The organism is Eubacterium sp. SB2 (genome assembly GCF_001244405.1).
GTDB lineage: Bacteria > Bacillota > Clostridia > Lachnospirales > Lachnospiraceae > Faecalicatena > Faecalicatena contortus_B.
Genome location: NZ_LN865153.1, coordinates 90497 through 102929 on the forward strand (window position 1 = coordinate 90497; position 12433 = coordinate 102929).

10 protein-coding genes are annotated in these 12433 nt (G+C 49.7%); all 10 read right to left on the reverse strand.

Going from position 1 to position 12433, the window contains the following annotated elements:
* Positions 1 to 9 precede the first annotated feature (9 nt).
* Positions 10 to 1215 (reverse strand): cofactor-independent phosphoglycerate mutase, encoded by a 1206-nt coding sequence (locus BN1938_RS12610; protein WP_050640959.1) that lies wholly within the window; start codon positions 1213 to 1215, stop codon positions 10 to 12.
* A 33-nt stretch (positions 1216 to 1248) separates the two neighbouring features.
* Positions 1249 to 2466, reverse strand: coding sequence for a homoserine dehydrogenase (locus BN1938_RS12615; RefSeq protein ID WP_050640960.1), 1218 nt, complete (start codon positions 2464 to 2466; stop codon positions 1249 to 1251).
* Between the two features lie 36 nt (positions 2467 to 2502).
* Positions 2503 to 3604 (reverse strand): peptide chain release factor 2 gene (gene prfB, locus BN1938_RS12620; protein ID WP_129878883.1). Its coding sequence is split into 2 segments (ribosomal slippage): positions 2503 to 3528 and positions 3530 to 3604, totalling 1101 coding nucleotides; the frame shifts between segments, so codons are not numbered across the junction.
* A 128-nt stretch (positions 3605 to 3732) separates the two neighbouring features.
* On the reverse strand, positions 3733 to 6306 hold the full coding sequence (gene secA, locus BN1938_RS12625; RefSeq protein ID WP_050640962.1) for a preprotein translocase subunit SecA: 2574 nt from the start codon (positions 6304 to 6306) through the stop codon (positions 3733 to 3735).
* 97 nt (positions 6307 to 6403) lie between these two features.
* The gene (gene hisA, locus BN1938_RS12630; RefSeq protein ID WP_050640963.1) at positions 6404 to 7171 is read right to left on the reverse strand and encodes a phosphoribosylformimino-5-aminoimidazole carboxamide ribotide isomerase; all 768 of its coding nucleotides are present in this window, start codon (positions 7169 to 7171) and stop codon (positions 6404 to 6406) included.
* 80 nt (positions 7172 to 7251) lie between these two features.
* Complete coding sequence (locus BN1938_RS12635; RefSeq protein ID WP_050640964.1) at positions 7252 to 8484, reverse strand: phenylacetate--CoA ligase family protein; 1233 nt, start codon at positions 8482 to 8484, stop codon at positions 7252 to 7254.
* A 12-nt stretch (positions 8485 to 8496) separates the two neighbouring features.
* Positions 8497 to 9087 carry an indolepyruvate oxidoreductase subunit beta gene (locus tag BN1938_RS12640; RefSeq protein ID WP_050640965.1) on the reverse strand — a complete coding sequence of 197 codons (591 nt, stop codon included), beginning with the start codon at positions 9085 to 9087 and terminating at the stop codon, positions 8497 to 8499.
* Entirely contained in the window at positions 9080 to 10888 is a 1809-nt protein-coding gene (gene iorA / locus BN1938_RS12645; RefSeq protein ID WP_050642688.1) for an indolepyruvate ferredoxin oxidoreductase subunit alpha, read from the reverse strand. The genes BN1938_RS12640 and iorA overlap by 8 nt, the downstream gene beginning before the upstream one ends.
* Positions 10889 to 11099: 211 nt before the next feature.
* Complete coding sequence (locus BN1938_RS12650; protein WP_050640966.1) at positions 11100 to 11450, reverse strand: hypothetical protein; 351 nt, start codon at positions 11448 to 11450, stop codon at positions 11100 to 11102.
* A gap of 102 nt (positions 11451 to 11552) precedes the next feature.
* Positions 11553 to 12407, reverse strand: coding sequence for a sigma-70 family RNA polymerase sigma factor (locus BN1938_RS12655; RefSeq protein WP_050640967.1), 855 nt, complete (start codon positions 12405 to 12407; stop codon positions 11553 to 11555).
* Between the last annotated feature and the right edge of the window lie 26 nt (positions 12408 to 12433).

Here is a 12433-nt window from a genome sequence, read left to right on the forward strand (position 1 = left end):
GGCTGCGCATTATTTCTGCTCAAAAAGATGGGAAATCAACGTGTGTCCCACTTCTTCAGTTATTCCGCTGCTACGAGCACTTTCTTCGTCGTAGGAAGCCAGGCCCTGCACCGCATTTCTGCTGTCAAATAGCAGGTATGGCACTGGATCTCCTGTATGAGTGCGCACGCTCACCGGTGTCGGATGATCCGGAAGTATCAGCATGCGGAACTCTTCCCCTGCCGCTTCCAGCATCTCCGCCGCCGGGCCGATGATATGGGCATCGATATTCTCAATGGCCGTAATTTTATTTTTATAACTGCCCTGATGCCCCATCTCATCCGGAGCCTCCACATGGATGTAAGCAAAATCATACCCCTCCTGTGTCAGAGCTTCCACAGCTGCCTTTGCTTTACCGGCATAATTGGTATGTAAACCGCCATTGGCTCCCTCCACTGAAATATTGTGCATTCCGGCTCCTGCCGCAATGCCTTTCAGCAGATCCACCGCTGAGATCATGGCGCCTTTCTTTCCGAACTTTTCCTCAAAGGAAGTCAGCATTGGCCTTGTGCCTGCTCCCCAGAACCAAGCGGAATTGGCCGGGTTCTTCCCCTGCCTCTTTCTCTCCACATTCAGCGGATGGACGGACAGTATGTCATAACTTTTTTCCATCATTTCCCGCAGGACAGGATCGGCGGGCAGATAGTCCCCGATTCTCCTGGTCAGAATATCATGGGGTGCAGTCAGATCCACTACTCTGCCCTCTTTCTGAATCAGAAGGTGTCTGTAGCTGGTTCCCACATAGAACTCGTAGCCTTCCCGCTCCAGTCCTTCCTTCAGTGCCTCTACGAGTACGGCCGCGTCCTCCGTGCTGATTTCATCGGAGCTGTGATCCACAATTACTCTGTCTTCATAACGGTCCTGCTCCTCCGTCAATGTCACAATATTGCAGCGGAAAGCAACGTCAGACGGTTCCATATCCACTCCGATACTCAACGCTTCCAGCGGGGATCTTCCGGTATAATATTCTTTTGGGTCATATCCGATCACAGACAGGTTCGCCGTATCGCTCCCGGGCGCCATCCCTGCAGGCACGGTACGAACCATGCCTATCTCTGATTTTGGCGCCAATTTATCTGTGTTGGGAGTCGCAGCCGCCTGCAGCGGAGTTCTGCCGTCCAGATCCTCCAGCGGTTCATCTGCTGCTCCGTCACACAGTACAATTACATATTTCATGTTATGCCTCCAGTTTATTTTCAGGTCTTTATCTTAACCTTCTACACGTATCATATGCAGAATGCTTGGAAATTCTTTCGCATTTTCTTCATAAGTACCTTCTGTCATCACACCTGTAACGAAACCGAATTCGTTTTTCAGGCCTTCTGCCTTCACAATTTCGATTGGACCGAACTTGCTCTCCAGATGCGCCTTCATTGCATCGGCATCCCCCTGGATTCTTACAAAATACTTTTTACTGGTTGCCGAGATCGGCTGAAGGCTTAACTTTTCACTCTTCCACATGGTCATGATATTTCGGTTCAGATGCTTCGCCTCATCCACCACATCGGAAACAACCGCACTGGCCGTCGGCAGTTTTCCTGCTCCGCTGCCATAGAACATGGCGTCGCCAAGCACATTGCCATGGACAAATATGGCATTGAACACATCATTTACATTATAGAGCGGGTGCTCCTTGTGGAGCATGTAAGGAGCAACAATCGCATGCAGATTATCGCCGTCTCTTTTGCTGGAAGCGAGAAGCTTTATGGTCATACCGAGTGCTTTTGCATACATCATATCTTCTTTTGTGATATTGGTAATCCCTTCGGTATAGATATCTTCAAAATCTACCTGCTGCCCTGAAATCAGGGAGGACAGGATCGCAATTTTCCTGCAGGCATCGTAGCCTTCCACATCCGCCTCCGGGTTGCGCTCCGCATACCCGTTTGCCTGGGCTTCTTTCAGAACTTCATCGTAATCAGCTCCCTCATAGAACATTTTGCTCAGCATATAGTTGGTTGTTCCGTTGAGGATTCCTGTGATCTCTTCGATCTCATCGGCCGTCATGGATGAATTCAGGGGACGGATAATCGGGATGCCTCCTCCGACGCTGGCTTCAAACAAAAAGTTAATATTGTTGTCTCTTGCAATGGAGAGAAGTTCTGCCCCATGCTTTGCCACCAGAGCCTTGTTAGAGGTCGCTACACTTTTCCCAGCCTGCAGGCAGCGCTTGACGAAAGTATAAGCCGGCTCAATACCGCCCATAACCTCCACCACGATCTGCACGTCAGGATCATTTACGATTACGTCAAAATCGTGAACCAGTTTTTCCTGAATCGGATCTCCCGGAAAATCTCTGAGGTCCAGGACATATTTGATGTTGATCTCATCACCGACTCTCTGATTGATCCGCTTCCCGTTTGTATTGATGACCTCTACGACTCCCGAACCTACTGTACCGTATCCCATTACCGCTATATTTACCATGTTTTCCTCCTTTTTCCTTTTTCCCTTTTCCTTTTGCTATGGTTTCCTACTCAGATATGCGTTAATAAACGGGTCGAGATTGCCATCCATGACACCGTTCACATTACTGATTTCCATATTCGTACGATGGTCCTTCACCATCGTATAAGGCTGCATGACATAAGACCTGATCTGGCTTCCGAAGCCGATCTCTTTGACTTCGCCCCGGATTCCGGACACTTTATCCGCCTGCTCCTGCTGCTTGAGCAGATACAGCTTTGCCTTGAGCATCTGCATTGCCTTGTCCTTGTTCATATGCTGGGAACGCTCGTTCTGGCACTGAACAACAATCCCGGTAGGCTGATGCGTGATGCGGACAGCAGAAGATGTCTTATTGACGTGCTGCCCCCCTGCACCGCCGGAACGGTACGTATCGATCCTCAGGTCTTCCTCATTGATCTCAATGTCAATGTCATCCTCAATATCCGGGATCACATCGCAGGATGCGAACGATGTCTGCCGTTTACCGGCAGCATTAAACGGAGAGATTCTGACCAGACGGTGTACGCCCTTTTCGGAGCGCAGATATCCGTATGCGTTCTCTCCTTCCACCTCAAAAGTTACGCCCTTTATCCCGGCTACATCACCGTCCAGATAATCCAGCACTTCCAGTGAAAACCCCTTTTTCTCTGCCCAACGGCTGTACATCCGGTACAGCATGCTGGCCCAGTCGCAGGATTCCGTTCCGCCCGCACCGGCATGCAGGGTAACAATCGCATTACTGCTGTCGTATTCCCCTGTCAGTAGTGTCTGAATCCGCAGCGCCTCAAATTCTTCTTCGAAACGGGCCAGTTCTTCCTCAATCCCCTTTATGGTCTCCTCGTCCGGATCTTCCTCGCTCATCTCGATCAGTAGACCGATATCCTCATGGTCTCCGTAAAGCTGCTCAATCTGCTTGACAGACTCCTGGAGAGCCTTGAGATGCTGCATCGTATGCCGCGACTTTTCCGGCTCATCCCAGAAACCGGGTTCTTCTATCTTTCTTTCTAACTCTTCAATCCGCTCCTTCTTTGACGCTAAGTCAAAGTGAATCCCTCAGATCTTTCAGCGGTTCTTCGTATGCAATCAGTTTTGCTTTTAATTCGTCTAACAAAACCACCTTATTCACCTCTTTCTCATTTAAATGAGAATCTGCCACGACAGATTCTCATATACAGTGCAGTCATTTATTCTGCACTTTTGTTTATTTTTGTAACAGTTCAGGCCTGTCTGAAGTATTACTGATTTTTATGATCTTCTTCCGCAGCACTGTTTGTACTTCTTGCCGCTTCCGCACGGGCACGGGTCATTTGGATAGACCTTCTTTTCCTCCCGTTTTTTAGGAGCGCGGACCCCGCTCTCGTCCTTATTGGTACTGGTGACCTTTGCTACCTGTTCTCTTTCCACCTTCTGTTCAATACGGAGGTGGAACAGGGTGCGGATGGTTGTCTCAGCGATGGAGTTGGTCATCTCGCCGAACATATCATATCCCATCATCTTGTACTCAACAAGCGGGTCTCTCTGACCGTACGCCTGAAGCCCGATTCCCTGACGAAGCTGGTCCATATCGTCGATATGATCCATCCATCTGCCGTCAATGACTTTCAGCAGTACGACGCGCTCTACCTCACGCAGATGCTCTGCTTCCGGGAATTCCGCCTCTTTTGCCTCGTAAGCTTTTACGGCGCGTTCCTTCAGAAGGTGTTTCAACTCCTTCTGCTGCATTTCCTGCGCCTCTTTCACAGAAGGCAGCTTCAGCTGTGGGATGACCGCGTGCAGAGTCACATCCAGGCCAGTAAGATCCCACTCTTCTGCATCTACTTCCGATGACACGAAACGGTCCACTGTATTCTCCACGTATTCCGTGATCATGCTGTAAATCGTATCCCGCATGCTCTCGCCGTCCAGCACACGGCGTCTCTCGCTGTAAATAATCTCTCTCTGCTCGTTCATGACCTGATCATATTCCAGCAGATTCTTACGAATACCAAAGTTGTTGCTCTCGATCTTCTTCTGCGCCTTCTCAATCGCACTGGAAAGCATCTTGTGTTCGATCTGCTCTCCATCCTCTACTCCAAGTGTGCTGAACACGCTCATCAGCTTTTCGGAACCGAACAGACGCATCAGGTCGTCTTCCAGGGAAATGTAGAAACGGGATTCCCCCGGGTCTCCCTGACGTCCGGAACGCCCGCGCAGCTGGTTGTCAATTCGTCTGGACTCGTGGCGCTCCGTACCGATGATCTTCAGTCCGCCCGCGGCCTTTGCCTCATCATCCAGCTTAATATCTGTACCACGGCCCGCCATGTTTGTGGCGATCGTTACCGCGCCGTGCATACCGGCATCCGCTACGATCTCGGCCTCCATTTCATGATATTTGGCATTCAGGACTTTATGCGGGATCCCCGCTTTTTTCAGCATCTTACTCAGCAGCTCGGAGATCTCGATGGTAATGGTGCCGACCAGTACCGGCTGCCCCTTCGCGTGAGCTTTCTCGACTTCTTCCACAACCGCTTTGAACTTTTCTTTTTGAGTCTTATAAACCGCGTCCTCCAGATCCACTCTCTGTACCGGCTCATTGGTCGGTATCTCGATCACGTCCATGCCGTAAATGTCACGGAACTCTTTTTCCTCAGTGAGGGCCGTACCTGTCATACCGCTCTTTTTTTCGTATTTATTAAATAGGTTCTGGAATGTTATAGTCGCAAGTGTCTTACTCTCACGCCTTACCTTTACGTGCTCCTTCGCCTCAATTGCCTGATGCAGGCCGTCCGAATAGCGTCGTCCCGGCATGATACGTCCGGTAAATTCATCAACGATCACGACCTCCCCCTCCGGAGTCACTACATAATCCTGATCGCGGAACATCAGGTTGTGGGCGCGCAGGGCCAGAATGATATTGTGCTGGATCTCCAGGTTGTCGGCATCCGCCAGGTTTTCGATATGGAAGAACTTCTCTACCTTCTTCACACCGTCCTCTGTCAGGTTGACTGCTTTTTCCTTCTCATTGACGATAAAGTCTCCCGTCTCCTCGATATCTTCTCCCATGATGGCATTCATCTTGGAGAATTCGCCGCTGGCCTCGCCCCGTTCCAGCTGGCGTGCCAGTATATCACATGCCTCGTACAGCTTTGTGGACTTGTCGCTCTGACCGGAAATAATCAAAGGAGTTCTGGCCTCGTCGATCAAAACAGAATCGACCTCATCGATGATGGCGTAGTTCAGCCCTCTCTGTACAAGCTGCTCCTTATAAATGACCATGTTATCCCTCAGATAATCAAAGCCCAGCTCGTTATTGGTAACATATGTGATGTCACATTTATATGCCGCACGGCGCTCATCATTATCCATGGAGTTCAGGACTACCCCCACGGTCAGTCCCAGAAATTCATGAACCTTTCCCATCCACTCGGCATCACGCTTTGCAAGATAGTCATTGACTGTTACGATCTGCACGCCCTTTCCTTCCAGCGCGTTCAGATATGCAGGAAGTGTAGAAACCAGGGTCTTACCTTCACCGGTCTTCATCTCCGAGATACGCCCCTGATGAAGGATAATTCCGCCGATCAGCTGGACGCGGTAATGGCGCATTCCCAGACTTCTCTTTGCCGCTTCCCGAACGGTTGCATATGCCTCGGGAAGGATATCATCCAGGGTCTCCCCATCGGCAAGGCGTCTTTTGAATTCTCTTGTCTTGTCCTTTAATTCTGCGTCGGAAAGAGCCTGAAACTCTGGTTCCAACGAATCGATCCGATCCACGATTGGGTAAATACGCTTTAATTCATTTTCGCTGTGTGTTCCGAAAATCTTCTCTATAAAACCCATAATCTGTAATTTACTCCTTGTCTAAATTTACTCTACGCTCCATTCTAACACTATCTTCCAGTGAATTCAACAAATTCATTACTTGTTAATAATTCATTTACAGCTTTGCAATAATCTCATAGGGAATGTTTCCTCCGAATAAATCCAGCGCACTGCCAATTGTAAAATCCAGTTTTTTCCCGCTCACGGAAGCAAATGTATCCAGATCTTCCATGCTGCCAATACCGCCTGCATATGTGACGGGCATTTTATTCCACCCACTTAACATACGTACAAGCTCCGTCTCCACACCGGAGGATTTTCCCTCCACATCGACACCGTGTACAAGGAATTCATCACAGGATGCAGAAAGCTTGTCCAGTACCTCAGGTGTAAGGCGGACATCGGTAAAGGTCTGCCAGCGGTTTGTTACAATGTAATATGCCCCGCCTCTCTTCCTGCAGCTCAGATCCAGTACGATATGTTTCCTTCCGACAGCGGACACCAGGCGTTTCAGATTTTCCTCATGGAACACTCCGTCCTGAAAGACGTAAGAAGTCACAATTACATGGCTGGCTCCCGCCTCCAGGTACTCTGCCGCATTACCTGCATGGATTCCTCCGCCGATCTGCATCCCTCCGGGGTATGCTGCGAGAGCGAGCAAAGCCTGTTTTTTTGTAGCTTCGTAATATTCCGAGGCGGCAGGGTTCAGTAGGATGATGTGGCCACCCTTGAGGCCGTCCCGCCGGTAAAGTCCGGCGTACCACGCAGCGTCCAGCTCCGAAGCAAAATTGGTAACCGCCTGGTCCCCCTGGTCCCGCAGGCTGCCCCCTACGATCTGTTTCACCTTTCCGTTATGGATGTCAATACATGGTCTGAATTTCATCTTCTTCCTTTCTTGTTCAAGGGGGTCAGACCCCTTTGCAGAGGGGTCTGACCCCCTTGAACCTCATTGTCAAACATTTGTCAATATCGGTTATCAAATATACGTGTAGATTTTTTCTCGCTTCTCGGCAGATCTCCGATTGATACAGGCATCACATTCACAGTAATACCGATTTTCGTCTTGAACGCCTTTTTCACAGCTTCCTCCGCCTGCTTTTTATCCACATTCTTGTTGACTTCCACAAACAGGGTGCAGACATCTTTTCCATTCATATGGTCCAGCATAAACTGGTACTCGCTGGAAGCTTCCGGTACTCCGCCCAGCATCTCTTCGATCTGGCTCGGGAAGATATTGACGCCTTTTACCTTTACCATATCGTCCGTTCTTCCGATCAGTGTATCGATCCGCGGGAACTTTGAACCGCACCTGCACTCTCCCGGTATGAAACGCGTCAGGTCATGGGTACGGTAACGGACAAGCGGCGCGCCCTGTTTGCGCAGGGTTGTAATCGCCAGCTCGCCGATTTCACCGTCGGGTACAGTTTTCCCTGTCTTTGGATCCACAATCTCAAAATACAGGTAGTCATCCCAGTAATGCATTCCGCATTCATAATCACAGCTCATGGCAATTCCCGGCCCATACACTTCCGTCAGCCCATAAATATCATACAGCTGAACCCCCAGCTCCGCGGCGATCCGTTTTCTCATCTTTTCGCCCCACCGCTCGGAACCGATCACGCCCTTTTTCAGATGTATCTTGTCAGAGATCCCCCTTTTTGCAATCTCCTCCGCCAAAAGCAGTGCATAAGAAGAAGTCGCACACAAAACGGTGGCTTTCATGTCCTTCATCATGCGAAGCTGTTTATCTGTGTTGCCTGGTCCCATCGGAATCGTCATTGCACCTAAATACTCAGCACCTGCCTGAAATCCGATACCGGCGGTCCACAGTCCGTATCCGGGAGTAATCTGAATTCTGTCCAGCGCCGTGATTCCGGCCATCTCGTAACAGCGGGCAAACATCTTCGCCCAGTCCTCCACATCCTTTTTGGTGTAGGGAATAATAACCGGAGTCCCCGTTGTCCCTGAGGAAGAATGAATTCTCACTACCTCTTCATCGGGCACGGCCTGCAGCCCCAAAGGATATGCCTCCCGCAGATCTCCCTTCCAGGTAAACGGCAGCTTTTCAAAGTCTTCCTGGCTCTGTATTTTAGAAACATCGATATCCTGAAACTTTTCTTTGTAAAAACAATCTTTGGATGTCAGCTGTTTCAGATTTTCTTTAATCAGCTCCAGCTGTAATTCTGTCATTTTCATATCTGCTCCCCTCTATGCCTGCTCAAACGCGGTCATTCCAAGTGTTAACGCTTTCCTGTTCATGTCCAGGAATTTTTCCTTCACGTTGCCGGCCACGGCACTTTCCATCTCTTCTGCGGAAATGTCCAGCACACCGCTGGCAGCCGCCGCGCCCAGCAGCGCCACATTCAGAACCCTGGAAGAACCCGCCTGCCGGCAGATCTCTTCTCCGTCCAATATGGCAAGGTTCTCTACATTTTTTTTCAGATATTCCAACATCTCGGTTCCTTCATATGTACTGCCGCTCAGCGTGGCCGTAACCGGCTTTACTGTCTTGCTGCTGACGATCACTGTACCGCCCTCTTTTAAATACGGCAGACAGCGCACCGCCTCTGCCGGTTCAAATGCCAGCAGCATATCCGCACTTTTCAGCGGAATCAGCGGAGAATGCACCTCTGTCCCCATCCGCACATGGCTCACAACTGAGCCGCCGCGCTGTGCCATCCCGATGGTCTCCGTCGTCCTCACAAATTTTCCCTGCTCCATAGCCGCATAGGCAATCAGTTTGGAGGCAAGCACAACGCCCTGACCTCCGACTCCGCATAACAGACAACTTTTATTCATCGCTTTCCACCTCCCCGATTGCACCTGACGGACATACCTGGCTGCACAGACCGCATCCATAACACAAAGACGGCTCCACCACAATTTCACCGCCATTTACTGTAATTGCCGGGCATCCAAGCTGGCTGATGCAGACCTTGCATTTTGTACAGGACTCCTGCTTTACCTCATATAATTTTCCCGGTTTTGCTACCGCAATACACGGAGACTTGAAGATCACGGCACGCACACCCTTTTCTTTGGCCGCCCTCTTCACTGTATCTGCAGCAAGCTCCAGGTTCAGCGGATCAACGGTCTCAATCCACGTTAACCCGATTCCCCGCAAAATATTCTCGATGCTGATTTTGTCCGCGACCTCCCCCATCATGGTTACACCTGTTCCGGGATGGGGCTGGTGGCCGGTCATCGCCGTTGTGGAATTATCCAGCACAATCAGCACAATGTCCGTCTGATTGTAAACCGCATTCACAACCCCTGTAATACCGGAAGCAAAAAACGTGGAATCTCCGATGAACGCAAAGTTCACCGCGTCTGGTTCTATAATATGTAATCCCTGGGCGATCGTTACATCTGCCCCCATACAGAGACAGGTATCCACCATATCCAGCGGCTTCGCGTTTCCCAGGGTATAACAGCCGATATCCCCGCTGAATACCGCCTTTTTCCCGCGCATTGCCTTCTTCACCGCATAGAAGGAAGCTCTGTGGGGACACCCGGCACACAGAACCGGAGGCCTGACCGGCAGCTGCGGTATATCCCCCCGGGCGCCGCAGAGCTCTTTCGAATCAGTTTCTTCGGTTCCGAGAAAACGCTCCAGATCCCCCCGGATACTTTCCACACTGTTTTCCCCCGCATTCTTCGTATCATGCGTAAGTTTTCCACAAATCTTTGCATTCAGATGGTATTTACCCACAATCTGAAGCAGTTCCTTTTCAATCACCGGATCCAGTTCTTCCAGTACCAGCACTTCATCCAGGTCCTCCATAAATTCCTTCGCCAGACGCTCCGGAAACGGATGAGGCGTGCTGATCTTCAAAAGCGGCACATCCTCCGGTATCACTTCGCTCGTATATGCAAAACTCACCCCGCCAGAGACAACGCCTTTCCTGCCTTTTCCTTCCCTTCGCAGGTTCTTGTCGTAGGAAGAAAACACTTCCGACAGTTCCACATTTCTCGCTTCGATCTTGATATGATTCTGGTAGGAAAGCCTGGGAAAAATAACCCAGCGCATGGTATCCTTGATAAACCCTTCCGGCTCGGGCACATCCAGCTTTGGCAGCAGATCAATGCTAACACAGGCGTGACACACTCTTGTCGTCGGGCGGAAAAGAACCGGTGTCTGGTACTTTTCCGAATACGCAAAAGCATCCGCAATCATCAGATATGCCTCATCCGGCGATGATGGATCAAACACAGGCAGCTTCGAGAATTGTGCAAAATGTCTTGTATCCTGTTCCGTCTGTGAAGAAATCGGTCCCGGATCATCCGCCGACACAATCACCATACCGCCTTTTACCCCAACATAGGCAAGACTCATCAGAGGGTCGGAAGCCACATTCAGCCCCACCTGTTTCATCGTAACCAGCGTTCTGGCACCAGCATAAGCGGCTCCTGCGCCGACTTCCATAGCGGCCTTCTCATTGGTAGACCACTCCACGTGAATGCTCCCGTCATTATGCTTAGCAACTGTCTCCAGAATCTCTGTCGACGGCGTCCCCGGATAACCGGCCACCATTCTCACACCGGCACGGACAGCGCCCAGGGCAATCGCCTCGTTGCCCATAACAAGCTTTCTTTCCATACTCATAATATGTACTCCTTTACTTTTGTTTCTTTACGTATTCGAATTATATCTTAACTTATGAAATGTCTCATTTTGCTATTTTACCACAGTAAACTTGAAAAAACCAGGGGTCTGACCCCTATGAACCTCGAATTCTTAATTGTTTGAAACAATTAAGAAAATGGGGCGCATAGGGGTCAGACCCCTTTGCAGATTCTGCCGTGTTTTCCTACTGGTTGTCTGCAGCATTGTTATCTGTGTTGTTAGCTGCATCATTATTATTTACATCTTTGTCGTTTGTATTTCTGTCTTCCAGATTATCCTTTTCAGGACCATTGTTATCTGTAAGATCATCAGCAGCATCATCTACCGCATCTGTTGCATCATCCACTGCGTTATCTACCGCACCATCACCTTTATTATCCTTGGTGTCTTTGCCGTTTGTAGCATCGTTCATATTCTTCTCGTCTGTTGTATTTGTTTTTCCATCGTTTGTGTTCTTATCTGTACCACATGCTGTTACACCGCAAAGTACTCCAACACACATCATTAATAATAAAAACTTTTTAAATCTTTTCATTTTATTTCTCCCTTTCCATTCATAATCTTGTGTTAGTAATATTTGCAATTTCAGAATGTTTATGTGTGGGAAAAATTTCTATTTTAACAGGAACCTCGGATGCTATTCTTTCCCGGCGGCCTCGCGGAGTTTTTTCATCGCATGTTCTTCTATCTGACAGATCCGCTCTTTTGACACATTCAGCTCCCGTCCGACTTCTTCCTGGGTGTGGATCCTGCCATTCTCCAGCCCAAAGCGCATGCTGATCACATGGCGTTCCCTCTCGCTCAGACTCTCCAGGAGATGAAGCACTTCTTCTTTTTGAATTAAAATATTCACCGCATCTTCGGGAGTCTTTTCTTCCTGGTCCTCAATATGATCTTCCAGAATATCATCCTCTTCCTCCCCCGTGGGAGCCTCCAGTGAAACCGGGTTTTCCAGAAATGCCAGCACGCTTTTCACTTCCTCTTCTGACTTATCCCCAATCCTTCCCGCAATCTCACCTGCAGTGGCCGCGCGCCCCAGTTCCTGACGCAATACGTTCGAAACTTTCTGTACCTTTTTCATATTCTCCGCAACATAAGCCGGCACACGGATTTCTCGGGACTGTTCATCTATCGCACGTTTCATGGCCTCCTCAATAAAGCTGCGTGCATAATCGGAAAATGCGCCGTCCCTTGTATAATCAAACATTTCTACCGCCTGCATCAGCCCAATACTGCCTTCCTGGATCAGATCCAAAAACTGCAGGCCGCGCCCGCTGTACTGCCCGGCGGCTGACACGACCAGGCAAAGATTCGCCTCCTCCAGCCTCCGTTTCGCGTCTGTGTCCCCTGCCGCGACTCTTTTCCCCAGTTCAAGCTCCTCACCGGCACTGAGCGGAGGAATGCTCCCAATCTCTTTCAAATAGATCTTCAGAGGTTCCGTCACCTCTACATTATCAGGTATTGAAAATCCCTGCCCTGCATATTTTCCCATGTCATTTCCAAGCCTTTCTGTCTTAA

What these genes read in the sequence shown, in the direction of transcription:
- BN1938_RS12610 (WP_050640959.1), bottom strand. Translation starts at nt 1,215, where the DNA reads ATGAAATATGTAATTGTACTGTGTGACGGAGCAGCAGATGAACCGCTG.
- BN1938_RS12615 (WP_050640960.1), bottom strand. Translation starts at nt 2,466, where the DNA reads ATGGTAAATATAGCGGTAATGGGATACGGTACAGTAGGTTCGGGAGTC.
- secA (WP_050640962.1), bottom strand. Translation starts at nt 6,306, where the DNA reads ATGGGTTTTATAGAGAAGATTTTCGGAACACACAGCGAAAATGAATTA.
- hisA (WP_050640963.1), bottom strand. Translation starts at nt 7,171, where the DNA reads ATGAAATTCAGACCATGTATTGACATCCATAACGGAAAGGTGAAACAG.
- BN1938_RS12635 (WP_050640964.1), bottom strand. Translation starts at nt 8,484, where the DNA reads ATGAAAATGACAGAATTACAGCTGGAGCTGATTAAAGAAAATCTGAAA.
- BN1938_RS12640 (WP_050640965.1), bottom strand. Translation starts at nt 9,087, where the DNA reads ATGAATAAAAGTTGTCTGTTATGCGGAGTCGGAGGTCAGGGCGTTGTG.
- iorA (WP_050642688.1), bottom strand. Translation starts at nt 10,888, where the DNA reads ATGGAAAGAAAGCTTGTTATGGGCAACGAGGCGATTGCCCTGGGCGCT.
- BN1938_RS12650 (WP_050640966.1), bottom strand. Translation starts at nt 11,450, where the DNA reads ATGAAAAGATTTAAAAAGTTTTTATTATTAATGATGTGTGTTGGAGTA.
- BN1938_RS12655 (WP_050640967.1), bottom strand. Translation starts at nt 12,407, where the DNA reads ATGGGAAAATATGCAGGGCAGGGATTTTCAATACCTGATAATGTAGAG.